22 protein-coding genes and 4 pseudogenes are annotated in these 23,677 nt (G+C 65.2%); 20 read left to right on the forward strand and 6 right to left on the reverse strand.

Annotation, left to right across the window (positions count from 1 at the left end; genetic code table 11):
• Nucleotides 1–6: 6 nt before the first annotated feature.
• On the reverse strand, nt 7–1,032 hold the full coding sequence (locus FDW84_RS17090; protein ID WP_138610698.1) for a LacI family DNA-binding transcriptional regulator: 1,026 nt from the start codon (nt 1,030–1,032) through the stop codon (nt 7–9).
• Between the two features lie 25 nt (nt 1,033–1,057).
• On the opposite strand from FDW84_RS17090, the gene FDW84_RS17095 reads away from it, so the two are divergent.
• From FDW84_RS17095 to FDW84_RS19815, 5 genes and pseudogenes are all read left to right on the forward strand, one after another.
• A complete protein-coding gene (locus tag FDW84_RS17095; protein WP_138610699.1) occupies nt 1,058–3,130 on the forward strand; it encodes a beta-galactosidase in 2,073 nt (690 codons plus the stop codon).
• Between the two features lie 5 nt (nt 3,131–3,135).
• Entirely contained in the window at nt 3,136–5,310 is a 2,175-nt protein-coding gene (yicI, locus tag FDW84_RS17100) for an alpha-xylosidase (protein ID WP_138610700.1), read from the forward strand.
• Nucleotides 5,311–5,630: 320 nt separating this feature from the next.
• Nucleotides 5,631–6,416 (forward strand): sugar phosphate isomerase/epimerase family protein, encoded by a 786-nt coding sequence (locus FDW84_RS17105; protein WP_138610701.1) that lies wholly within the window; start codon nt 5,631–5,633, stop codon nt 6,414–6,416.
• Nucleotides 6,394–7,373 (forward strand): annotated as a pseudogene (locus FDW84_RS17110) (Gfo/Idh/MocA family protein). The gene FDW84_RS17105 and the pseudogene FDW84_RS17110 overlap by 23 nt, the downstream one beginning before the upstream one ends.
• 12 nt (nt 7,374–7,385) lie before the next feature.
• Nucleotides 7,386–7,664 (forward strand): annotated as a pseudogene (locus tag FDW84_RS19815) (gfo/Idh/MocA family oxidoreductase); the annotation flags it as partial.
• Here FDW84_RS19815 and FDW84_RS17120 read toward each other — a convergent pair.
• Nucleotides 7,652–7,860, reverse strand: a pseudogene (locus FDW84_RS17120) (hypothetical protein); the annotation flags it as partial. The pseudogenes FDW84_RS19815 and FDW84_RS17120 sit on opposite strands and share 13 nt — an antisense overlap.
• A 300-nt stretch (nt 7,861–8,160) precedes the next feature.
• Between FDW84_RS17120 and FDW84_RS19820 the strand changes: the two are divergent.
• The 4 genes and pseudogenes from FDW84_RS19820 to FDW84_RS17140 all read left to right on the forward strand — a co-directional run.
• Nucleotides 8,161–8,325, forward strand: a pseudogene (locus tag FDW84_RS19820) (N-acetylglutamate synthase); the annotation flags it as partial.
• A 211-nt stretch (nt 8,326–8,536) separates the two neighbouring features.
• Nucleotides 8,537–8,863, forward strand: a complete 327-nt coding sequence (locus FDW84_RS17130) for an ArsR/SmtB family transcription factor (protein ID WP_138610702.1) — start codon at nt 8,537–8,539, stop codon at nt 8,861–8,863.
• Complete coding sequence (locus FDW84_RS17135) at nt 8,860–9,687, forward strand: cation diffusion facilitator family transporter (protein ID WP_138610703.1); 828 nt, start codon at nt 8,860–8,862, stop codon at nt 9,685–9,687. The genes FDW84_RS17130 and FDW84_RS17135 overlap by 4 nt, the downstream gene beginning before the upstream one ends.
• Nucleotides 9,684–10,352 carry a DsbA family protein gene (locus FDW84_RS17140; protein WP_138610704.1) on the forward strand — a complete coding sequence of 223 codons (669 nt, stop codon included), beginning with the start codon at nt 9,684–9,686 and terminating at the stop codon, nt 10,350–10,352. Before FDW84_RS17135 ends, FDW84_RS17140 begins: the two co-directional genes overlap by 4 nt.
• Before the next feature lie 202 nt (nt 10,353–10,554).
• Here FDW84_RS17140 and FDW84_RS19825 read toward each other — a convergent pair whose 3' ends face one another.
• Nucleotides 10,555–10,848 carry an ANTAR domain-containing protein gene (locus FDW84_RS19825; protein ID WP_240721571.1) on the reverse strand — a complete coding sequence of 98 codons (294 nt, stop codon included), beginning with the start codon at nt 10,846–10,848 and terminating at the stop codon, nt 10,555–10,557.
• A 315-nt stretch (nt 10,849–11,163) separates the two neighbouring features.
• On the opposite strand from FDW84_RS19825, the gene FDW84_RS17150 reads away from it, so the two are divergent.
• From FDW84_RS17150 to FDW84_RS19835, 6 genes are all read left to right on the forward strand, one after another.
• Nucleotides 11,164–11,916 (forward strand): lytic transglycosylase domain-containing protein, encoded by a 753-nt coding sequence (locus FDW84_RS17150; protein ID WP_138610705.1) that lies wholly within the window; start codon nt 11,164–11,166, stop codon nt 11,914–11,916.
• A gap of 158 nt (nt 11,917–12,074) precedes the next feature.
• Nucleotides 12,075–12,950 (forward strand): SMP-30/gluconolactonase/LRE family protein, encoded by an 876-nt coding sequence (locus FDW84_RS17155; RefSeq protein ID WP_138610706.1) that lies wholly within the window; start codon nt 12,075–12,077, stop codon nt 12,948–12,950.
• A gap of 30 nt (nt 12,951–12,980) precedes the next feature.
• On the forward strand, nt 12,981–14,012 hold the full coding sequence (locus tag FDW84_RS17160) for an aldo/keto reductase (protein ID WP_138610707.1): 1,032 nt from the start codon (nt 12,981–12,983) through the stop codon (nt 14,010–14,012).
• A gap of 51 nt (nt 14,013–14,063) precedes the next feature.
• Nucleotides 14,064–14,723 carry a cyclodeaminase/cyclohydrolase family protein gene (locus FDW84_RS17165; protein WP_138610708.1) on the forward strand — a complete coding sequence of 220 codons (660 nt, stop codon included), beginning with the start codon at nt 14,064–14,066 and terminating at the stop codon, nt 14,721–14,723.
• Nucleotides 14,724–15,066: 343 nt separating this feature from the next.
• Nucleotides 15,067–15,267: an alpha/beta hydrolase fold domain-containing protein gene (locus FDW84_RS19830; protein ID WP_240721573.1), complete on the forward strand. Its 201-nt coding sequence runs from the start codon at nt 15,067–15,069 to the stop codon at nt 15,265–15,267.
• Nucleotides 15,201–15,644, forward strand: coding sequence for an alpha/beta hydrolase (locus FDW84_RS19835; protein ID WP_240721572.1), 444 nt, complete (start codon nt 15,201–15,203; stop codon nt 15,642–15,644). Before FDW84_RS19830 ends, FDW84_RS19835 begins: the two co-directional genes overlap by 67 nt.
• A 79-nt stretch (nt 15,645–15,723) precedes the next feature.
• Here FDW84_RS19835 and FDW84_RS17175 read toward each other — a convergent pair whose 3' ends face one another.
• Nucleotides 15,724–16,425, reverse strand: a complete 702-nt coding sequence (locus FDW84_RS17175; protein ID WP_138610709.1) for an SCO1664 family protein — start codon at nt 16,423–16,425, stop codon at nt 15,724–15,726.
• A gap of 48 nt (nt 16,426–16,473) precedes the next feature.
• Nucleotides 16,474–17,145, reverse strand: coding sequence for an MSMEG_4193 family putative phosphomutase (locus FDW84_RS17180; protein ID WP_138610710.1), 672 nt, complete (start codon nt 17,143–17,145; stop codon nt 16,474–16,476).
• A gap of 82 nt (nt 17,146–17,227) precedes the next feature.
• Here FDW84_RS17180 and FDW84_RS17185 point away from each other — a divergent pair, with 82 nt between their 5' ends.
• Genes FDW84_RS17185 through FDW84_RS17195 form a run of 3 tightly spaced genes read left to right on the forward strand, consistent with a single transcriptional unit; the run spans nt 17,228 to nt 21,680 of the window.
• Nucleotides 17,228–18,616 carry a sigma 54-interacting transcriptional regulator gene (locus FDW84_RS17185; protein WP_138610711.1) on the forward strand — a complete coding sequence of 463 codons (1,389 nt, stop codon included), beginning with the start codon at nt 17,228–17,230 and terminating at the stop codon, nt 18,614–18,616.
• Between the two features lie 53 nt (nt 18,617–18,669).
• Entirely contained in the window at nt 18,670–20,673 is a 2,004-nt protein-coding gene (locus FDW84_RS17190) for a vWA domain-containing protein (protein ID WP_138610712.1), read from the forward strand.
• Between the two features lie 35 nt (nt 20,674–20,708).
• Nucleotides 20,709–21,680: a 5'-3' exonuclease gene (locus FDW84_RS17195; RefSeq protein WP_138610713.1), complete on the forward strand. Its 972-nt coding sequence runs from the start codon at nt 20,709–20,711 to the stop codon at nt 21,678–21,680.
• Nucleotides 21,681–21,975: 295 nt separating this feature from the next.
• Here the strand turns inward: FDW84_RS17195 and FDW84_RS17205 are convergent, their stop codons facing one another.
• Nucleotides 21,976–22,389, reverse strand: coding sequence for a CBS domain-containing protein (locus tag FDW84_RS17205; RefSeq protein WP_138134568.1), 414 nt, complete (start codon nt 22,387–22,389; stop codon nt 21,976–21,978).
• 283 nt (nt 22,390–22,672) lie between these two features.
• Here FDW84_RS17205 and FDW84_RS17210 point away from each other — a divergent pair, with 283 nt between their 5' ends.
• Together FDW84_RS17210 and FDW84_RS17215 are read left to right on the forward strand one after the other, a co-directional pair.
• Nucleotides 22,673–23,020, forward strand: coding sequence for a hypothetical protein (locus tag FDW84_RS17210; RefSeq protein WP_138610714.1), 348 nt, complete (start codon nt 22,673–22,675; stop codon nt 23,018–23,020).
• A gap of 64 nt (nt 23,021–23,084) precedes the next feature.
• Nucleotides 23,085–23,612 (forward strand): hypothetical protein, encoded by a 528-nt coding sequence (locus tag FDW84_RS17215; protein ID WP_205754759.1) that lies wholly within the window; start codon nt 23,085–23,087, stop codon nt 23,610–23,612.
• The last annotated feature ends 65 nt before the right edge of the window (nt 23,613–23,677 follow it).

A 23,677-nucleotide genomic window follows, 5' to 3' on the forward strand; every position in this document is an offset into this window, starting at 1 on the left:
CGGGCCTCAGCGGACCGCTGCGGTGGTTGCCCCTTCGCTGAGGGTGGGGGCGATGAGCCGCAGCTCCGCAGGCTTGGCAAGGCTCAGCCGGTCCATCACCATCTCCACAGCGGCCCGGCCAATGTCCATCGCCGGGATGGACACCGCCGTCCACGGCCGGACGGCAGCTGCGGCCACGTCGGCGGGAGCGATGACCACCACGGAGATATCCTCCGGGGCGGACAGGCCGTGCGCGGCGAGGTTCTCGCGCAGGATGGGCAGCAGCCCCTCGTTGTGCACCACCAGGGCAGTGACGGCATCGGGGCCGGAAAAGACCTTGTCCAAAGCCCCGGACAGATCCTTGGAATTCGCCTCGCAGGCAACCGAGACATGCGTGATCCCATCCTCCCGGCAGGCCTCCTCGAAACCCCGCAAGGCACGGTCCGCATAGGTGGCATGCCGCCGAAGCGAGGCGGGAGGGGAACCGATGAAGGCGATACCGCGGTGGCCCGATTCCGCCAGGTGCCGGACAGCGGTACGGGAAGCGCCGGCGAAGTCGAAGTCAACGCAGCTCAGGCCCCGCGGATCGTCCGGCATGCCGATGAGCACTGCGGGCTTGTCCAGTCTGGCCAGTACGGGGATACGGGGATCCCGGGCCTCAATGTCCATCATGACCAGCCCGTCCACCATGGACTGGGACGTCACCCGCTCGATGCTGCCGGCATCATCCTGGGTCAGCAGCAGGACGTCCTGGTTGAAGGATCGGGCGGTGGTGACCACGGCGGTAACGAACTGCATCACAACGCCAACGTTCACGTCAGCGCGAAGCGGCACCACCAGCCCCAGGACATTGGATCGGCTGGAGGCCAGGGCTCGGGCACTGGACCGGGGACTGTACTTCAGTTTCCGCATCGCTGCTTCGACGATATCGCGGGTTTCTTTCGATATGGGACGGTTCCCGCTCATCACGTAGGACACCGTACTTGTAGAAACCCCGGCCTCTTTCGCCACGTCACTGATGGTGGCGGCAGTTGAAACCTTTCGATTACTCATGTCCATCATTTAACCAAGGAATTCCATGCGATCTCGAAGCCACGGCCTGAACGCCGTGACAGAGCAGACAGGGTTGCTCTTCGGCGCCGACTACAACCCCGAGCAATGGCCGGAAGAAACGTGGCCCGAGGACATCCGCCTCATGCAGCAGGCGGGCATCAACCTGGTCACCCTTGGCGTGTTCAGCTGGGCACGCCTCCAACCCACCGAGGGCACCTGGAACTTCGGCTGGCTGGACCGGATCCTTGCCCTGCTGGAGGAAGGAAACATCAAGGTCTGCCTGGCCACGCCCACCGCATCACCGCCCCCCTGGCTGGGACACCGCTACCCCAGCACACTGCCCACCGACGCAACCGGAACAACGCTCTGGTACGGCGCGCGGAACCAGTTCTCGCCGTCGTCGGCCGTCTACCGCAGCGCCGCCCGCCAGGTCACCGCAGCGCTGGCAGAGCGGTACGGCAAGCATCCGGCTGTGGTGATGTGGCACGTGGGCAACGAGCTGGGGCAGATCAGCTACGACGACGAAGCGGCCGGCGCGTTCCGCACCTGGCTGCTGCGCCGCTACGGCTCCCTCGGGAACCTGAACACGGCCTGGGGGACCACCTTCTGGAGCCAGGGCTACAGCACCTGGGAGGAGATCCTGCCGCCGCGGACGGCCCCGTACCTGCATAATCCCACCCAGGTCCTGGACTTCAAGCGCTTCACCTCCGAGTCGTTGCTGAAGCTCTTCACCGAGGAACGGGACATTATCCGACAGCACTCCCCGGATGTTCCGGTCACCACCAACCTGATGGGGTTTTTCCGCGGCGCGGACTACTTCAGCTTCGCCGGGGAGACGGACCTGATCGGCAACAACTGGTACACCGATCCGGCCCAGCCACAGACCTGGGAACTAGGCGCCCTCACCCACGACCTGTGCCGCGGACTCGCCAAGGGCCAACCCTGGCTCCTGATGGAATCCGCTGCCTCCGCCGTGAACTGGCGGCCCCACAACAGCGCCAAGGAACCCGGAGCGCTGCTGGTGGACTCCCTGTCCGCCCTGGCAAGGGGCTCTGACGGCATCTGCTTCTTCCAGTTCCGTCAGTCCGCCTTCGGCGCCGAACGCTTCCACTCCGCCGTGGTGCCATTGGCGGGGGAGGACACCCGGGTGTTCCGGGAAGTCGCGGAGCTCGGCTGCAGGCTGCAGGACCTGCGGCTCCTCGCCGGTGCCCCCGCACCGTCCCGGATTGCCGTCCTGTTCGACTGGGACAGCTGGTGGGCGGCAGAGTCCCCGGATTGCCCCACCGACCGGCTCGGCGTCCTGGACCAGCTGCAGGCCTACTACCGGCCCCTACTGCGCCGGGGACTTTACGTGGAAGTGGTGCACCCCTCCGCGGCGCTGGACCGGTTCGACCTGGTGCTCGTTCCCAGCCTCTTCCTACTCAAGGACGAGGATGCAGCAGCACTGACTAGCTGGGTAAGTCAGGGAGGGACGGCCGTCGTTGGACCATTCAGCGGACTTGCGGACAGCAACGGCCACCTGCGCGAAGGACGGTTCCCTTCGGTCCTCGCCGACCTGCTGGGTGTCAGCGGGGAGGAATGGCGGCCCCTGGCTGACAATGTCGTCCTTGACTTCATGGAGCTGGGTCCCGCCAGCAGGAGTGTAGGCACAGGACAACTGCCTGATGCGCTTGAGGCCTCCGTCTGGTCCGAGGACTTGCGCCTCCACGGACCAGGTGCTGCTGCGGTGGCCACATTCACCTCCGGCCCCCTGGCACGGAAACCCGCAGTCGTGCGCAACGTCCATGGCAGTGGCACCGCGTGGTACGTCGGCTGCGATGTGCCTGCTGCTGCCTTGGGTTACATCGTGGGGGCAGCCCTGACAGAGGCCGGCATCACATCACCGGTCGTGGGCGAGCTGCCCCACGACGTGGAACTCGCCACCCGCGCCGGCTTCTACTTCCTGCTGAACCACAGCCCGGAACCACGCACCGTGACGCTCACCGAGCAGTCCGTGGACTTGCTCACCGGAGAGGCCCACGGGCTTCACGTGAGCCTGGACCCGTATGGCGCCCTGGTCCTGAAACACAGCTTTGACCACATTGAGAACGGAAACTGAGACCCATGAAATTCACCGACGGCTACTGGCTGTACCGCAAGGGCTTTTCGGCGCTGCACCCGCGCGACGTGTCGGACGTGGTGACGGACGAGCGGACCCTCACGGTATACGCTCCCACCAAGCGCATCAACTCCCGTGGGGACGCCCTCAACCTTCCCCAGCTGACGGTCACGTTCGACGCGCCCCTGCCGGACGTCATCGGTGTGACCATTGAGCACTTCCAGGGCGGAATGGATAACGGACCGCACTTTGAAGTGAACCGGGCAGGATCAGAGCCGCAGTTCAGCCGTGACGAGGGCACTGCCAGCATCACCTCCGGCAGCCTCACGGCACGGATCAGCACCTCGGGGGACTGGGCAGTGGACTTCCTGGGGAACGGCAGGCTGCTGACCAGTTCCACTTCCCGCAGCGTCGGCGTTATCACGGACGACGGCGGACGCACCTTTGTGCACGAACAGCTCAGCCTGGGGGTGGGCACACATGTGTACGGCCTGGGCGAACGCTTCGGCGCGTTCGTGAAGAACGGCCAGTCGGTGGACATCTGGAACGAGGACGGCGGCACTTCCAGCGACCTCGCCTACAAGAACGTGCCGTTCTTCATCACCAACGACGGGTACGGGGTGTTCGTCAACCACCCGGAGAAGGTGTCCTTTGAGGTGGGTTCCGAGGTGGTGTCCCGGACCCAGTTCAGCGTGGAAGGCCAGAAGCTTCAGTACTTCATCATCCACGGGCCCTCACCCAAGGACATCATCCGGCGGTACACCCAGCTGACCGGCCGGCCGTCACGGATTCCGGCCTGGTCCTACGGGCTGTGGCTCTCCACCTCCTTCACCACGGACTACGACGAAAAGACCGTGAACTCCTTCATTGACGGGATGGAGGAGCGCAACCTTCCCTTGTCCGTCTTCCACTTCGACTGCCACTGGATGAGGTCCTTCCACTGGAGCGACTTTGTCTGGGACCCGGCCACGTTCCCGGACCCGGAGGGCATGCTGGCCCGGCTGCACGACCGTGGATTGAAGGTGTGCGTCTGGATCAATCCGTACATTGCGCAGCGTTCGCACCTGTTCCGGGAAGGCCTGGAGCGCGGCTTCCTGGTCAAACGGGCGGACGGTTCCGTGTGGCAGTGGGACATGTGGCAGGCGGGCATGGGACTGGTGGACTTCACCAACCCCGACGCGGTGCTCTGGTACCAGGACAAGCTCCGGGGCCTGCTGGGCCAGGGTGTTGATTCGTTCAAAACCGATTTCGGCGAACGCATCCCCACGGACGTGGTGTGGCACGACGGCTCGGACCCCGACAGGATGCACAACTACTACGCACAGTTGTACAACAGGACGGTCTTCGATCTCCTGTCCAAGGAACTGGGGGAGGGCGAAGCTGTTGTTTTCGCCCGTTCCGCCACGGCCGGTGGCCAAACGATGCCGGTGCACTGGGGCGGTGACTGCGAGTCCACGTTCGCGGCGATGGCTGAATCCCTGCGCGGCGGACTGTCCCTGGCGGCGTCAGGCTTCTCCTTCTGGAGCCACGACATCGGCGGCTTCGAAGGAACCCCGGAGCCTGAAATCTTCAAACGCTGGATCGCTTTCGGGCTGCTGTCCTCGCATTCACGGCTGCACGGTTCCAACTCCTACCGCGTTCCTTGGCTCGTGGACGAGGAATCCGTGGATGTCCTCCGGCATTTCACCGAACAGAAGATGCGGCTGATGCCCTACCTGCAGACGGCAGCCGAAGAAGCGTATGCGGAAGGCATACCGCTGATGCGCCCCCTCTTCATGGAATTCCCGGAGGACCCGGGCTGCGCCCACCTGGACCGGCAGTACATGCTCGGGCCGGACCTGCTGGTAGCACCCGTCATGGACCCCTCCGGCACAGTCTCCTTCTACCTGCCGGAAGGAACCTGGACCCACCTTGAAACCGGGGAACAGTTGGCAGGCCCTCGCTGGCACCGTAAGGAGTATTCAGTCATGGAAGCGGCAACCTGGGTTCGGGAAGGCGCCATTCTGCCCATCGGCACGGTCTCGGACCGCCCGGACTACGACTGGGCACAGGACATGCAGTTCCAGGCCTTCGCAGCACAGGACGGCACGCGCCGGATCACGGTGCCGTCGCCGGACGGGTCCACCACCGTTTTCGACGTGATCGTCCACGGCGGCGACGTGTCCGCCATCGTTATCTAACCCGACCTTTCATGGGTTCCGACAGGAAGTTGATATTCGCCGGCATTCAGCAGTGCCCGGGAGTCGTTCAAGGTTGCAGGGAGCGGCCAGATGGTCCGTCCGATGACGCTGACCTGTGGGTATACACGAACGACGATGCCGCAGCGGGAAAACCTGCCTGCGCGGTAGCCACGCAGAGCGGCAGCCCAGCCCGCACCCTCCCGCACAGCCTGGTTCAGCCCACGCGAGGGTGATCGTCAGCGCGCAAACAATAGCCGTTGCGCCCTGACGGCCAGCCTCATCTCCGACCATTTGAATGCTTTTGCTAAGGAACACAATCAATGAACTACTCAATTCAGCTCTATACGTTGCGCAACGCGATCCAGGAGGACTTGGCAGGAACCATCAGGAAGGTGGCGGAGATCGGCTTCACCCACTTGGAGCCGTACAACTTTGTGGCCACAGCCAGGGAACTGGGCACGGCGCTGAAGGAAAACGGCCTGGCCGCACCTTCCGGCCACGCTCCCTTACTCAGCCAGGACCAGGACGAAATTTTTGCCGCGGCCAAAGAACTTGGCATTGCTACAGTGATCGACCCGCTCGTGCCGGCTAACCGCTGGCAGTCCGTCGGGGACATTGAGGACACGGCCGCAAGGCTCAACGCCGCGGCGAAAAGAGGCGCCGGATACGGCATCCGGGTGGGTTATCACAACCACCAGTGGGAGCTGCAGTCCCTTATCGAGGGGCGCACGGCGCTGGAATACTTCGCGGACCTCCTGGACCCGGAGGTGGTCCTTGAGGTGGACACCTACTGGGTGGCAGTCGGCGGCCAGGACCCGGTGGAGATCCTCACCAGGCTGGGCGACCGGGTGAAATTCATTCATATCAAGGACGGCCCGCTCACCACCGACACCAGGGCCCAGCAGCCGGCAGGACAGGGCAAGGTAGCCGTCCTGGACGTGCTCGCCGCAGCCACGTCGCTGGAGGTGGGCGTGGTGGAGTTCGACGACTACGCGGGTGACATCTTTGAAGGCATCACCGACAGCCTGGCCTTCCTGAAAAACAACACGGCGGCCATCATCCCCGCTGAAGGAGCACACAGGCGTGAGCACCTTTTCAACGGGTAAGGGCCCGGTTGGCGTCAGCGTTATCGGCGCCGGGAACATCAGCAAGCAGTACCTGGACAACCTCACCACCTTCCCGGACCTGAAGGTCCACGTCATCGCCGACCTTTTCGAAAAGGCGGCCAAGGCACGAGCCACAAGTACGGTATCCCTGAATTCGGCGGGCCGGAGAAGGCACTGCAGCACCCGGACGTCGAGATCATCGTCAACCTCACCATCCCTGCAGCCCACGTGGAGGTCGCCACCGCTGCAGTAAACGCCGGCAAGCATGTCTGGACCGAGAAGCCCTTCAGCCTGGACCGCGAATCAGGCCTCGGTCTGCTCAAGACGGCAGACGCCGCCGGCATCCGCCTCGGGACCGCCCCGGACACCTTCCTCGGCGCTGGCCTCCAAACGGCGCTGCGGCTGATCCAGCGCGGCGACATCGGCACCCCGCTGACCGCGATGACCACGTTCCAGACCCCCGGCCCGGAGTCCTGGCACCCCAACCCCGCGTTCCTCTTCCAGTACGGTGCCGGACCGCCGTCGAGGTGCCCACGCACGTCTCGACGATGGCGCGGTCGAGTCCGGCGCTTCCTCGCACAGTGTTTTCTCCTTTGAGTCCCCCCGGGCACGGATGGGCTTCGTTGAGATCACCGGCACCGAGGCCACCATCTCCCTGCCGGACCCCAACTACTTCGACGGCGACGTCAGGCTTTGGCGTGCAGGAGACAAGGAATGGACCACAACTCTGCAACCGGACCCGCGAACGGACGTGGCATGGGTGTGCTGGACATGGCCCGGTCCATTCGCGCCGGCGTCCCGCACCGCGCCACCGCAGACCTGGCCTATCACGTGCTGGACAGCATGGTGTCCAATTCCGAATCCATCGATTCCGGCATGTTCATCAACGTTGACAGTTCCGCCCCGGCATCCCCGGCCCTCCCCGAGGACTGGGCACCCGAAACCGCCACGCTCTAGGAAACCCTGACCATGACACAGCAGACACAAAGCAGCGGTGCCCGTCCCCTCGGCGTTGCCGCCATCGGTCACGCCTTCATGGGTAAGGAGCATTCAAATGCGTGGCGGAACGTGGCCAGCTTTTTCAACATTCCGGCGTTCGGGCAGAAGGTACTCGTGGCCCGTGATGCCGGGCAGGTGGCCGAAGCCGCAGCACGGCACGGCTGGGCTGGCCCGGCCACCGACTGGCGCACAGTGATTACCCGCGATGACATCGACGTCGTGGATATCTGCGCCCCTGGCCAGGCGCACCCTGGGCAGTCAAATCCGCCGCGCTGGTTCAGCCGCAGCAGCGACTGGGCGGTGCGGGTCACGCCCGCCTGCGCCACGGCGCGCTCGAGCGCGACCATGACGGCCTTGACGCCGGCAGCCTCGGTCTTGGGCTTGTGGACTTCAAGGTCGTCCTCGTTGATGTCCTCCACGGGGCGGGCTGCTTATCGAACTTCACTGTCTACCTTTCTATGCAACACCGCTGACCGGTCTTGCTTTTGATACGTAGCGTCCGCCTGCGATGAACGGGCCGGAAGCCTCTTGAGGAGTTAACGAAGGCTCGACGAACCTGTTTTGCGCTGACGCTGCCGACGCCCTTCAGCAGCACGGTTTAGCTTCCTGCAGGATAAAAGCGCACGGCTATGCCACGATAGTAGGGGAACCCCTTCGGACACGTCACCGTACACTTCGTCAAAACGCTCGCTTCCGGCTGTACAGATCGCCGAAACAAGCAGGGCGGCGCTCATAGGATTAGCCTGTGACCGAGTCCTTCCGCATCCGGCCTGCCCGCACCAGTGACGTGCCCGCCGTCAAGAAGTTGGTTGCGCCCCTGGCGGAGCAACGGATCCTAATGGCGAAGGAGACGGTGGCTTACTACGAAAGCCTGCAGGAGTTCCGAATCGCGGCCCAACACCCTGGGCAACACGCGCATGATCCGTGGATCCACCGAAAATCGGATAGTTCCCGACCGGCTGAGGCGGAGTACTTCAGCTGTCGGACATCGAATCGGGGATAGTCAATCACAATCCTTTCCGGTGTGCGCAGCTGGCGGTTGGGGAGTAATCGGTCGTGGGGGACAACACAGGTTGTTTACACCTTTGCGTGAATTCATCGATTTCTGTACTGTCGGGCTTATGGAAACACTTACGCAGGCGCCGGTGTTGGCCCGGTTTGGGTATGCGGTCTCGGATCCGACCCGTTCCCGGATCCTTTTGGCTCTTTCGGAGGCTCCGGCCTATCCTTCCGATCTTGCTGATTCTCTTGGTGTATCCCGGCAGAGCATGTCCAACCATCTGACGTGTCTGCGTGGCTGTGGGCTGGTGGTGGCTGTTCCGGACGGGCGGCGGACCCGGTATGAACTTGCGGACGCGCGGCTTGGCCATGCGCTCAAGGACCTGCTCGGTGTTGTCCTGGCCGTTGATCCGGCCTGCTGCGCCCCGGACGGGGAGTGCCTGGCATGACCACGCTGCTGCAGGCGCCTCCTCTGGAACGCCGGGCCGTGCTGAACCGCCGGATCCGGCTGTTCGCCGCTGCGACCATCACCTACAACGTTATTGAAGCCGCTGTGGCGATCTGGGCCGGCAACGTGGCTGATTCCGCTGCTTTGATCGGTTTCGGGCTGGACTCGGTCATCGAGGTGACCTCGGCCATGGCGCTGTCCTGGCAGTTCTCCTCCAAAGACCCGGAACGGCGTGAGCACCTGACGTTGCGGATCATCGCCATCTCGTTCTTCGCCCTGGCCGCGTTCGTAGCCATGGACGCTTACCGGTCGCTGACGGGCGGCGAAGAAGCCCAGCACTCCACCCCGGGCATCGTGATCGCAGCGTTGAGCCTGGCCATCATGCCTGTGTTGTCCTGGGCCCAACGCAGGGCAGGGCGGGAACTCGGCTCCCGTACGGCCATCGCTGATTCCAAACAAACCCTGCTGTGCACGTACCTTTCTGCCGTTCTTCTCGTTGGCCTGATCCTGAACAGCACCCTGGGCTGGTGGTGGGCCGACGCCGGCGCAGCCCTGATCATCGCCGGCATCGCGGTCCGTGAGGGCATAAATGCCTGGCGCGGTGAAGCCTGCTGCGCGCTGCCGCACACCGTTGAGGCGCATGGCCATGGTCACCGCCGGGAAGACGATGACTGCTGTGCACCACCAGCCAGCACCAGTAGCTCTGCAGTACCCGAAGCTCCTGCCGCGGAGGAGCAGGAAGAGACGTGCTGCGCCGGGTGCCGAACCGAGGTGAAGCCGGCGCCGGTGACATTGGCCCTCGGGACGACATTGGACGACCGGTGAGCGCTGTCTCGACCGCGCGTAACGTGAGGATCGCCATCTGGGCCATCCTCGCGGTCCTCCTGGCCACCGGCGTGATCTGGTATGCCGTGGTCTCGGCCAACAAGTCTGCACCGGAGGCAGCCCCGCCTGCGTCCGATGCCCAATTGATTCGCGAGGACAGCCATCGCCTTACGAACCCCGCCACAGAGAAAGCCCAGCTGGTCGAGTTTCTCGACTTTGAATGCGAATCCTGCCGCGCAGCCGAGCCGCTCGTGCAGGAACTGAAGTACGAGTACGGGGACAGGATCACCTTTATTCACCGCTACTTCCCCCTGCCCGGCCACGCGAACTCCGGCACCGCCGCCCTCGCGGTCGAAGCCGCCGCCCAGCAGGGCAAGTACGAGGAAATGGCCACCAAACTCTTCGAGACCCAGCCGCAGTGGGGGGAAAAGCAGGACTCCCAAGCCGCACTGTTCCGGACCTACGCTGAAGAACTCGGACTGGACATGAACAAATTCGACGCCGCCGTAGCGGCAGAGGAAACAAAGGAGCGGATCCGCCAGGATATCGCCGATGGCAGAGCGCTCGGTGTCACCGGTACCCCCACGTTCTTTCTTGACGGAAAAAAGCTCACGCTGAACAGCGAAGCCCAATTCAGGCAACTGCTCGAAGAAGCGCTTCGCTGACGTCAGCTCACATTGGGGAGCGGCACGCCGGCTGCCCTTCCAGCGCAACCTCCTACATCGGCCTGCGGCAACGTCTGCCTCAGCCTTGGGTTGGCGTTAGTGGTCTCCTGAGCAGTAGCGAGGTTGAGCTTCTTCCTCCGACGGCTACAGGGAGCGCCCCACGCCTGCAGCGGCAGCGGCCCAAGAGTAGCGGCGATTGCTTTCACGCGTCGAAGTGGGTGTGGATGTTGCCACCGGAAAGCCGCTCGATGAGCTCGATGGCTACATCGCATAGCTTTTTGTTGCGGTTGCTGGAGACCTTGGTGAGGACTTCCATCGCTTCGGCTTGCGAGCAACGGTTCTGGGCCATGATCACGCCGCAGGCGAGGTTGATGGCGGTTCGGCTTTCCATAGCTGTTTCCAAATCATCCGCGCGGTTTTGAGAGGTGCCGATGCGGACCGACAGGATCAGTGTGGTGCGGGCTGCAGCAGCGAAGCCCAGAGCCTTGCTGGACACGTCCTGCGGCTGTCGTGGGCCTACGAGTCACCTTGACGGTGACTGCGCATTCGATTCCTGTGTTCGCGGCATGGGAGACCCCCTCGGCGGCGAGTTTGGAGAGCGAAAAAAGGGAAAATAACTGCATCTTCTGCATTCACAAAAAAGTTTTGCAGTTGCTCTAAAGGCTCGCCGTAATTGAGATTCGAATGGGCCAATCGTGCGTCCCACATTGTCCGTTCCGCAGAGTAGCCGAGTAGGAGTGAGTAGGAGTGAATGAGGTGGCGCCTAAGTCCGGTGTCAACGGCGGGGGGCTTGGGGTGGTTTGATTAGGCAGTGCTTCGTCTCAGACGCCTCATTGTCCTTGTCCTGTTTGCGGTTGGTGTCACCACCGCTTCCTTGTTCTGGGCGATTGGGCAACCTGGTACTGACGTCCGTGGTGCGTTTTCCCCGCCGCCGCGTGCGGAGGCTGAGCTCGAAATGCTGTCCTCCGGTATGACCACCGCCGTGAACGTCACCAGAAACCCGGACGCCGATTGGGTGATCCGGGCCGCGGCACTGACCGGGATCCCTGAACGCGCCCTGCGGGCATATGTTGCCTCGGCCGAGACCGTAAATGCTACTGCTCCGGCGTGCGGGATCGGTTGGAACACTTTGGCGGCCGTCGGCTTCGTAGAAACAGCACACGGGACGTACGGCGGAGGCAGCCTGACCGCCGCGGGGCAGATGAGCCGCCCGGTGGTGGGCCCGGCTCTCAACGGGGCAGGATTCGCAGCTATCGCCGATACGGACGCCGGTGCGCTGGACGGGGATACCCGCTGGGACCGTGCCGTGGGGCCGATGCAGTTCATCCCTTCCACCTGGCAGCTCGTGGGGCGGGACGGCAACGGGGACGGAACAACCGATCCCTTCAATATCGACGACGCAGCCCTTAGCGCGGCGACCTATCTGTGTGCTCGCGGTCGTGACCTAACAACCGCGGACGGCTGGATCGATGCGATCTACGCCTACAACCAGTCCGATGCTTATATCCGGCAGGTGCGTGAGCAGGCCACGGCATACGCAGCGAAGGCAGGCGCCGCGGGATGAGCGGAGATAACCAAACGCCGGCACATCCCCTGCGTAGAGGGTGTTGTTTCCTTTTATCCCAGCGCGCTCCATCTCCCCGCGCTATCGTGTCCGGTAATGCGTAAGGCCCGGCGATTGGCGAGGCCGTACGGCAACGGGCCTTGGCGAAGGGGACAAGCATGAATGAAGAACTGACGACCGGCGGGCTCGAGTGCCTGTTCACGGGCTCGCTTTGGGCAGAGGGTCCCCTCTGGGTGCCCTCGTCACAAACTGTGCGCTGGAGTGACATTCCCAATAACCGCATTCTCGAATTTGACCCGGCCGGCGAAATAACCAGCGAGTACGCAGTCGATGTGGAATTCACCAATGGCAGGACCCTTGACGCCGCCGGCAGCGTTGTGCAGTGCAGCCACGGACAGCGGAGGATTGAGCGCGACCGCGCGGGCACCGTCGAAGGAATCGTCAGTTCCTTCGATGGGCGCCGCCTGAATTCGCCCAACGACGTCGTGATTGCGCGGGATTCCAGCATCTGGTTCACGGATCCGCCGTACGGGATCCTTCCCGGCACCAAGGAGGGGCACGAGGGCGAGCAGGAATACGGCGGATGTTACGTCTTCCGCTTCGAGCCGGCGTCCGAGGCTCTCACCCCGGTGATCACTGACCTCGCCTATCCGAACGGGCTGGCCTTCTCACCTGACGAGTCGGTCCTCTACGTCACGGACACGGCCGGACCAAGCCAGGGAGTCCCGCTGAGGATTGTCGCCTATGACGTGGCCGACGGCGGATGCAGCACTGCAGGGATGGTCGAGCTGGAAGAAGACCACCCCGCCGATGGGTTGAAGGTGGATCTGGAAGGCAGGATCTGGACCTCCGCCGGCGCGTCCGTGCGGGTCTATTCACCGTCCTTCGAACTCCTGAAGACCATCCCGCTGCCGGAAAAGGTATCGAACCTGTGTTTCGGCGGCCCGGGCGGCCAGGACCTCTACATCACCGCCAGCACCAGTCTTTACCGGATCCGTACCACCAGCAGGGGCGCCGCCGCCCTGAACGTATGACCCCAATGAATTCTGACTTTAAGGAGCACCATGGAATATAGAACCTTGGGCAACAGCGGCGCCGTCGTGTCCACCTACGCACTGGGGACCATGACGTTCGGGGCAGAGGCCACCGAGGAGGCATCCCACGCCATCCTGGACGACTACTTCGCCGCTGGCGGAAACTTCATCGACACCGCCGACGTTTACAGCACGGGCGTCTCGGAGGAGATCATCGGACGCTGGCTCGCCAAGCGGCCTGAGGTGAGAGACACTGCGGTGGTTGCCACCAAAGGCCGCTTTCCGATGGGAACGGCGCCGAACGACGTCGGGACCTCCCGCCGGCATCTGACGCGCGCCTTGGACGATTCCCTCCGCCGCCTGGGGCTGGAACAGATCGACCTGTACCAGCTGCACGCGTGGGACCCGCTCACTCCCCTGGAGGAGACGCTGCGGTTCCTGGACGACTCCGTCAGCCGCGGCAAGATCGCCTATTACGGCTTCTCCAACTTCCTGGGCTGGCAGCTGACCAAGGCCGTCCACGTTGCCCGCGCCCACGGCTGGGAAGTGCCGGTGACCCTGCAGCCCCAGTACAGCCTGCTGGTCCGGGAGATCGAGTCAGAAATCGTTCCGGCGGCACTGGACGCCGGGATCGGCCTGCTGCCTTGGTCTCCCTTGGGCGGCGGGTGGTTGTCCGGCAAGTACAAGCGGGACCAGGATCCAACAGGCGCCACCCGGCTGGGTGAGAATCCCGAACGCGGGATGGAGGCCTGGAAAGAACGCAACGCCAATCCGGCCACGTGGACAGTCATTGATGCCGTGGAAAGCATCGCTGCGTCCCGCGGTGTGAGCCCTTCCCAGGTGGCTCTGGCGTGGCTGGCCGACAGGCCCGCGGTCACGTCGGTGATCCTTGGTGCCCGGACCCAAGAACAGCTCGCCGACAACCTTGCTGCAGCCCAGCTGGAACTCAGCCCGGACGAAACGGACCGGTTGACCCGGCTTAGTGAGCCCCAGACCGGGGTCTACCCCTACGGACCCCTGGCCCAGGAGCAGCGGAGCCGTAAGATCGAGGGCGGTCGGTAAAAGTTGAGCCGCTCCCGCCACCAGTCCTCCAAAGCAGGCAGACTTGATGCCATGACTGATGCTGATGACGTAACCACCCAGAGTTCAACCGTTGCAGAATGGACGCGTGCGCTCGCCGGGTCCAAGGGTTCACCCGGCGGAGGGGCAGGGACCGGAGTAATGCTTGCCATTGCCGCCTCCTTGGCGTCCATGGTGGCCGGCTACACGGAACCGAAGGAGCACCAGCAGGAGGAGCTGGCTTCCCTTCACGCCCGCGCCCGGGCATTGCGGGAGGACGCCCTTCAGCTGGCCGACGATGACGCGGCCGCCTCCGAGGCTTTCGGCGCCGCTTTCCATTTGGATCGAGGCCCGGAACGCGATGAGGCGATACATCGCGCATCCGTTGGTGCCGCCAAGGCCTCGGCTGTCCTGGGTGAACGCGCTGTTGCTGCCATCGACGACCTTGACTGGCTTGCGTCCTATGGCAACCCGGCACTCATTGCCGATGTCGTGGTCGGCTGCGGTGCATTGAGGGCAGCAGTGGCGGGGGCGCGCACCAATGTCAGCTTCGACCTTGCCACCCTCAGATCCGCCGGTGCCACGCTGGAGCAGGTCAGGGAACAGCATCCCGCCCTGTGGGCGTCGGTGGAGCAGTTGAGCTCGGCGCTGGAGCGCATCGACCGGTTGACGGCAGCCGTGGACGACCGGGCCGCGCCGACCGACGCCGGCTGAACTGCCGACCCCCTGCACCCATACCGGCGGCCTTCAAAAATCACCCGCCGGTATTATTGAGGGATGACCATGGCGGTCCGCCACTCCCAAGCCGCCATCCCGCTCGCGCGCAGGACCCGGCGACTGATTCGTCGGGTACCCGTGTGGACCTGGCGGCCCCTCATGCTGGGCGTGAGCTCCCGTGAGTGTGCGCTTCAACACGGACCTCCTCACCGATATCGAATACACACTCGATATCAACTACGCAGAAGATGGCGGGGCCGCGCACCAACTTGACGTCCTCAGGCCCCTGCCAATCACCCACAATTTCCAGGCCGGCCACAGGGACGGCCTCCCCGTCTACGTGTACTTCCAGGGCGGCGGATGGACATCCGGAGATAAGTCAGCCCTCACCAAGTACTGTGCCAACCAGGCGGCCGGGGGAATGGTGGTGGTGAACGTGAACTACCGCAAGCCGCCCCGGTCTCCTATGGGCATGTGCTTGAAGACGCCAATGCCGCCCTGGTGTGGGTGCGCAGCAACATCTTCAAGAGCGGCTTCGTGATGAGCCTGAACTTCGTTCGCATGCTGCTGCCGTCCCAGCCCGGAAACCGGCGGCGGGTTCCCTTTTCCCGCAGAAAGGCGCTGGAGCGGCTCCGGGAGGAGGCCGCCTGCATATCACCGATTGAATGGCTGGGCGGCCGGTTCCCGCCAGTGTGCATCACGACGTCGAAACGTGACTTTCTCTATGAGGCCAACCTGAATTTCGAGACCAGGCTGGAAGAACACGGTGTTCCGGTGGATTCCCTGGTCTACCAGTGGTCAAACCCCAACACTGAACACACGTGGCAACAGGACTACCGCTTCGAGGAATCCCAGGAAGTGTACCGGCGCCTGCACGCCTTCGTCAGGCAAGTCGCCGGCCGCACAACGAACATCTGAACCCCAAGCATCTGGCACTGTACGGGCTGCCGGCGCGATGAGCCCCGAGGATTTCCGTTATATCAGGGCTCAGCAACGGTTACACCAGCGGCCAGGGGTAACGCATTCCGGTCCGGTCGACCGGGAGCACGCCTTCCCGAAGCAGGCGCGCCACGCGCCGCTGCAGGGCCGCCACCTCGTCGTCGTCCAGAAGTTCTGCCACCTCGTCAGGCACGGCCCCGGCGAGCGCGCTGACGTCCCGGAGCAGGGGCTCCGGGATGGCTTCCCCGGCAAAGTCCCAGATGACGGTTCGCAGCTTGAAGACTGCGGAGAAGCACAACCCGTGGTCAATGCCCCACACCCGCCCGTCGCGCCCGCGGAGCACGTGCCCGCTCTTGCGGTCCGTGTTGTTGGCGACGACGTCGAAGAGGGCCAGCTGCGCCAGGACACCATGGATCTCGGGGGCCTCGGCGTGCAGGGTGAAGTAGTGCTCGCGGAAATCGCACTCGACGAACCACTGCAGTGAACCGACACCCAGCGGGGCGTCCTCCCGGATCACGGTGGGCGGCACGAGGTCCCATGCCAGGTGGCGGCTAAGGAGGTAGGCAGCGCGCTCCCGCCGGTACAGTCCGGGCTCAAAGTCATGCAGTGGGCGTTCCCCCGACTCCGGCTTGTAAACCGCCATGGAGGAGTCCTCCCCGCAGGAGACCCGGGCCAGGAACGTCGCATTGCTGCTGCGCGGGATGCGCGCCACCAGTTCCACCCGGCCGTCGGTCAGCAGCTTCAGTTCACGCGTGGACACCGGCTGTCCCTTGTGGGCTGGCCGGCACGGTGCACATGGATGCAGGCGTCATGGCCCCGCCAGCCCCGCCAGGGATCCGGCAACGGAGTTCACACCGAGCACGGCAGGAGGACGTCCGTCCGCGAACGAGATGGCCGAGACGGATGCAGGGCTGATGACGATCCGCTGGAACAGGTCCAGGTGCGTGCCCAGGGCATGGGCAACGGCGGCCTTGATCGGGTCGGCGTGCGAAAAGCACAGGATCACACCGCCCCGGTGCGCGGCGCGCAGATCCTCCAGTGCACCGACTATCCGTGCCTGCATCTGGGTAAAGCTCTCCCCACCGGGAAAACGGAAGGACGACGGCGTGTGCTGGACGGTCCGCCATTCAGGCAGTACGGAGAGTTCGGCGAGCGCAGCGCCGGTCCAGTCGCCAAAGTCGCATTCGGTCAGCCCTGCCTCCTCGGCCACCGGAAGTCCGGTCCGGGCTGCCGCGGGGGCGGCAGTCTCCCGGGCCCGCTCCAGCGGCGATGAGTAAAGGGCGTCCACAGCGAGCCCGTCGAGGCGTTCCGCGATCCTGTCGGCTTGCGCCTGGCCCCGCTCTGACAGGTGCAGTCCCGGTGCCCGCCCGGGCAGCACCTGCCCGGTGGTGGGCGTCTCCCCGTGGCGCACCAACAGCAGAAGCGTGCGCTCCTGCCTTGGCGGGGGAGTCGGCTGTTCCGACGGCGTTCCTGCAGTCACAGACCCAGCGTAGCCGTTCAGTGCGGCACGGCGTTTGCAGAATCCCCTCGATTCCGGGCAGGGTCGGGGCTACCGTGGAGGGGTGAGTGAGCGTCCCGAGATTTTCACTGTTGGTGAACTGCGTGCAGCCGGGCATGTCCTCAAGGACCTGCGCCAGGAAATCCGCGACAACCTGCTCGCCGCGCTCGCGGCAGGACGGGACCCGTGGCCCGGGATGTACGGGTTCAGCCGGACCGTCCTTCCCCAACTTGAGCGTGCCCTGATCGCCGGGCACGACGTCGTCCTGCTGGGTGAGCGGGGACAGGGGAAGACACGGCTCCTCCGCACCCTTGCCGGGCTGCTGGATGAGTGGTCCCCGATCATTGAGGGCTCCGAACTGAACGAGCACCCGTTTGAGCCGATCACCGAACACTCCCGGGCCCTTGCGCTTACCGAGGGGGACAGGCTGCGGGTGGCCTGGCGCCACCGGTCTGAACGGTATGTGGAGAAACTGGCCACGCCGGATACTTCCGTTGCCGACCTCATTGGCGACGTCGACCCCATGCGGGTAGCGGAGGGGCGTCGGCTGGGGGACCCGGAGACCATCCACTACGGGCTGGTCCCGCGCTCCAACCGGGGGATCATCGCCATCAACGAACTGCCGGACCTCGCCGAACGGATCCAGGTCTCCATGCTCAACGTGATGGAGGAGCGTGACATCCAGATCCGCGGCTACGTCCTGCGGCTGCCGCTGGACGTCCTCGTCGTCGCCTCCGCCAACCCGGAGGACTACACCAACCGCGGGCGTATCATCACGCCCCTGAAGGACCGCTTCGGCGCCGAAATCCGCACCCACTACCCAATAGAGCTTGACGACGAAGTGGCCGTCATCCGGCAGGAGGGGCAACTGGTGGCCGACGTCCCGCCGGTGATCCTCGAGATCCTGGCTCGCTACACCCGCGCCCTGCGGCAGTCCCCGGCCATCAACCAGACCTCAGGTGTGTCTGCCCGGTTCGCCATCGCCGGAGCAGAAACCGTGGCCGCCGCGGCGCTCCGCCGGGCCAGCGTGCGCGGCGAGGATGAGGCTGTGGCCCGGATCATCGATCTCGCCACGGCGGTGGAAGTCCTCACCGGCAAGATTGAGTTCGAATCCGGGGAGGAAGGCCGTGAACAGGCAGTACTCGACCACCTCCTGCGGACCGCCACCGCGGAGGCGGTGCGGGCGAACTACCAAGGCCTGGACCTCGGCCCGCTGGTGGCAGCCCTCGACGGGCGCACCACGGTCACCACCGGGGAACACGTCACGGCACAGGAATTCCTGGATAACCTGCCGTCCCTCAACGGCTCGGGCCTGTACGACGAAATCGGCCGCCGGCTGGGCGCGCAGAACAGGGGGCAGCGGGCAGCCGCCATTGAGCTTGCCCTGGAAGGCCTCTATCTCGCCCGGCGGATTTCCAAGGAGTCCGACGACGAAGAGACGGTCTACGGCTAGCGGCACCAGCCTGCGTGGCCGGGCTAAGGCTGGAGAAAGGGACAGTCGGCACCATGAACATCCACAACCACTCAGCCAGGTACGGCAGGTACTCGGGCGGACCGGACCCCCTCGCCCCGCCCGTTGACCTCGCGGAGGCGCTGGACGCCGTTGCAGAGGATGTCATGGCAGGGTATTCGCCCCGCCACGCCCTGCAGGAGTTCCTGCGGCGCGGCGCCCGGAACCGGCAGGGCCTGGACGATCTCGCCCGCCGGGTCCAGCAGCGCCGGAGCGACCTGCTGGGCCGGCACCGGTTGGACGGCACCCTCGACGAAGTCAGGAAACTCCTGGACACGGCGGTGCTGGAGGAACGCAAGCAGCTGGCCCGCGACGCCATGATGGACAACACGGACCGCGCCTTCCGGGAGATGCAGCTGCAGAACCTGCCTCCGTCCACCGCTGCGGCCGTCAACGAACTTGCCTCCTACGACTGGCAGTCGGGTACCGCCCGGGAAGCGTATGAGCGGATCAAGGACCTGCTGGGCCGCGAGGCCCTTGACCAGCGGTTCGCGGGCATGAAGCAGGCACTCGAAAACGCCACGGAGGAGGACCGCGCAGCCGTCAGCGAGATGCTCCGCGACCTGAACGAACTGCTCGCCAAACACCGCCGCGGGGAGGATACCGATGCCGGCTTCCAGGAGTTCATGGCCCGGCACGGCAACTTCTTCCCGGAGAACCCGAAATCCGTTGAGGAGCTGATTGACGCACTGGCGAAGCGCGCGGCCGCCGCGCAGCGGCTCCTTCAGTCCATGTCCCCGGAACAGCGGGAGGAACTGACGCGGCTGTCGGCCCAGGCTTTCGGGTCACCGGAACTGGCGGCCCAGCTCGACCAGCTTGACGACACCCTCCGTGCCCTGCGCCCAGGCGAGGACTGGACCGGCTCCGAGCGCTTCGAGGGCCAGGAAGGCCTGGGCCTCGGCGATGGCACCGGTGTCCTCCAGGACATCGCCGAACTCGATGAGCTGGCCGAACAGCTCTCCCAGTCCTACAACGGCTCAAACCTGGGCGACCTGGACCTGGACGCCCTGGCCCGCCAGCTGGGGCAGGACGCCGCCGTCACTGCCCGCACCCTCGCCGAGATTGAGCGCGCCATGCAGGACGGCGGGTACCTGCGGCGTAGCGCGGACGGAGACCTCCGGCTCTCACCCCAGGCGATGCGGCGGCTTGGCAAGTCACTGCTGCGGGATACTGCCAAGCAACTGTCAGGCCGGCAGGGACGACGGGACACCCGCACTGCCGGTGCCGCAGGCGAGCAGACCGGCTCCAGCCGTCAATGGGAGTTCGGGGATGCAGAACCGTGGGACGTCACGCGCACGCTGACCAACGCGATCAGCCGCACGGCTGGCGACGGCGGAAACCTTGGCGGCGGACTTCGGCTCACGGCGGCAGACATCGAAGTGTCAGAGACGGAAGCCCGGACCCAGGCCGCCGTCGTCCTCCTCGTGGACGTGTCCTTCTCGATGGCTGCCGAGGGGCGGTGGGTACCCATGAAGCGCACCGCCCTTGCCCTGCACCACCTCGTCTCCACCCGCTTCCGCGGCGACAGGCTGGAGCTGATCACGTTCGGCCGCTACGCCCAGGCCATGGACATCGGCGAGCTCACGGCCCTGCCAGCCCGCCGCGAGCAGGGAACGAACCTGCACCACGGCCTGCTGCTGGCCGGCCGCTTCTTCCGCCGCCACCCGTCCATGCAGCCGGTACTCCTGGTGGTTACCGACGGCGAACCCACAGCCCACCTGCTGGCAGAGGGTGAGCCATGGTTCTGCTGGCCGCCCGACCCGGAAACCATCCGCGTCACGGTGGGGGAACTGGACCGGCTGGGCCGTGCCGGCACGCAAGCCACCTTTTTCAGGTTGGGAGATGACCCGAGCCTAGAGAGGTTCGTCCAGTGCATGGTGCGCAGGGTTGACGGCAGGGTGGTCGCGCCCGACGCAGGCGACCTCGGTGCCGCCGTGGTGGGGGAGTACCTGCGGGCGCACTTCCGCGGCCGCGCGTTCGACGACGCCGACTGGGCTTGATGCAGCAGCCTGCCCATCCGTGTCAGGATCAGGGTATGGCTGAACGCTTGATGCTGCTGGACACCGCGTCGTTGTACTTCCGCGCCTTTTACGGCATGCCCGACACGCTGCGCCGTGCTGACGGCACGCCAGTGAACGCCGTCCGGGGGCTGCTGGACATGATCGCCCGGCTCACCACGGACTACCGGGCCACCCACTTGATTGCCTGCTGGGACGACGACTGGCGGCCGCAGTGGCGGGTGGACCTGCTGCCGACCTACAAGGCCCACCGGGTGGCGGAGTCAGTTGCCGGCTCCCCGGACCTTGAGGTGGTTCCGGATGCGCTGGAAGCGCAGCTGCCAATGATCCGCCGGGTGCTTGCGCTGGCAGGGATCGCCGTGGTGGGCGCCGCCCACCATGAGGCCGACGATGTTGTGGGCACCTACGCGAGCCACGCCGACCTCCCGGTCGATGTGGTCACGGGTGACCGTGACCTCTTCCAGGTGTGCGACGACGAACGCCAGGTGCGCGTAATCTACACGGCCCGGGGCATGCGGAACCTCGAAGTCATCACGGAAGAAACAGTGGTGGCCAAGTACAGGGTGCTGCCGCAGCAGTACGCCGATTATGCGACCCTGCGCGGCGACGCCTCCGACGGGCTGCCGGGAGTTGCCGGCATTGGTGAGAAGACCGCAGCCTCACTGCTCCTCAAATACGGCACCCTCGAAGGGCTGCTGGAAGCTGCCGGGGACCCTGGCAGCGGCCTCGCCGGTCCGGTCCGGGCCAAACTCGCCGCCGCCGCCGACTACCTGAAGGCAGCCCCCGCCGTCGTCAGACTGGTGCGCAACCTGGACCTGCCTGCCCCGGACCAGGCGGGGGCCCTGCTTTCCCCGGTCCTGGGCGAACCGCGCGCCGAACTCGAACGGCTGGCAGTCGAATGGAACCTGGGCGGGTCGGTGCGAAGGCTGCTGGCAGCGCTCGACCTGCGGGAACAGGCCCGCACCGTTACCCCGCGTGTAGCGGAATGACGCCCCGTCGCCGTGCGCGTCGGCCCATGTCAAAGAGCTTGAAGAGCGTGCTGCCGTGATGGTTTGGTGAGGTAACGATCCAGACGAGAGGGCATTTCCAATGACAGCCACATCAGATCTTGCTCCCCGCCGGCTCCGGGACATTTTCGGAACCTTCGCCACCGGGGGCCGGTACGCCGGACTGGCACCGGTTGAACGCCTTCTCGAGGCGGCGGGCTGAACCGGGCGTCAGCGCATCAAGAAGCTGCCACAGCCATGACGGTTGTGGCAGCTTTTTGATGTCAAGCCATGGAGTTCAGTAAGAAATGAAGGCAACCAGTTCGCCCACCCGGTCCTCCGGGTAGTTCTTTGCAATGTCCCCCTGGCTAAGGACGCCCACCAGGTTGTGCCCGTCGATTACCGGGAGCCTGCGCACCTGGTGGTCCTGCATGGTCCGGATCGCTTCCTCGATCGAATCATCCGCGCCGATGGTTACGGGCTTGCCCTCGCCAAACTCGCCTGCCTTGGCAGTCCGGGGATCCCCGCCTTCCGCCAGGCATTTAATGACGATGTCGCGGTCCGTCAGCATGCCCTTGAGCCGGTTGTCCTCCCCGCAGATGGGCAGCGAACCGACGTCCAGATCCTTCATTTTCCGGGCTGCTGCTTCCAGCGTCTCGTTCTCGCCCACGCATTCCGCGCCCCCGGTCATGATTTCCCGTGCCGTTGCCATGATCGTCTCCTTCGTCCATGATGATGTGCCGTGCCTGCGGCCCGTTCGGCAGGCCCTTCGGGACGTCGCCGGCGATGCGGCGGCTCCGAGGAGCTGACCGATGGAAAAATGCTAAGCCTGCTGATTATCTGTGTCCAGAGCATCGCTCCCGGAAGCTTCCCGCAGGCACCCCTCCACTAAACCGTCCACTTGCAGAGTCCGAACGAAGTAGTAAGCTTGCTGACCATTAGTAGTAAGCTTGCTGATTAATTGACAGCGACAGAAGTGGGAGCAAGGTGAACGCATGGGTGCTGTGATCGTCGCCATCTGGTCACTGGTGGCCGCTGCCGGCGCTGCCCTGGCTGCCAGCGCACCGTTCGGCGCTTTGGCGCCCGGTGGCCAGTACCTGGCCGGCCATGTACTTCTCGGCCTGGGCCTGGGGCAGCTGCTCGCCGCAGCACTGCGGTCCGCTGCCAGACGGGTGGTCCGGAAAGCATCATTCCGTATCGGGCCAGCCGCGGGCGCAGCTGTCCCGGCGGTACCTTCCCCAGTGCCCGCTTTGCGCCACAGCGCTGCGGATTCGGCGACTGTCACTGTCCTCCGTCCCCGGCCGGCCGCCGTCGTGCCGCTGCGCGGCCGCCATGCGGCCTAGGATGGCAGGGCCCGGCCAAGCGGTGGGAGCACCGCCCAAAGCACGGGGACAGGCCTGGGCCGGCATGGTTGCCGTCATCGCAGCTGCCGGCCTGGTTGCCGGCATCACCGCGTCCTTCGCGCTGCGCGGCCCGGACTCCGATGAAGCCACGCTCCGCGGCTTCCAGATCCGGGTGCTCAACGTGAGCCAGGCCGCGGCGGAAAACCGGCTGGACGGCGCACTCGATGCACTCGAGGCGCTGGAAAAGGACCTGGACCTCGCCGCCGGTGAGGGGCTGATCTCAGCGGCAAGACACCGCGGCATCGAAGCTGCACTGGAGGCCGTGCGGACAGACATCAAGGGCCACATCGCAGCCCAGGCCGCCGCCGTGGCCGGGACGAAAGCGGTGGATGCGGCGGTGGCGTCCCCAGCGGCGGAAACGGCGGTGGCCGAGCAGCAGGTTGTCCAGGTCCAGCCGGTGGTGCCGCCCGCTCCTGCACCTGCCGCTGCACCTGAGCCGGTACCCGGACCTGCGGCTGAAGAACAGGAATCGGACCTTCCTGAGGCTGCCAAGGAAGCCAAAGGCAAGGGCAAGGGTGCAGGCAAACCCTGAGCCCAGCCGGCACCGAAGATCGCGCCGGGACGCACGTCTTCCGCATGGGTTCCGGGGCAGAATGG

This window comes from Pseudarthrobacter sp. NamE5 (genome assembly GCF_005796225.1).
Classification (GTDB): Bacteria; Actinomycetota; Actinomycetes; order Actinomycetales; family Micrococcaceae; genus Arthrobacter.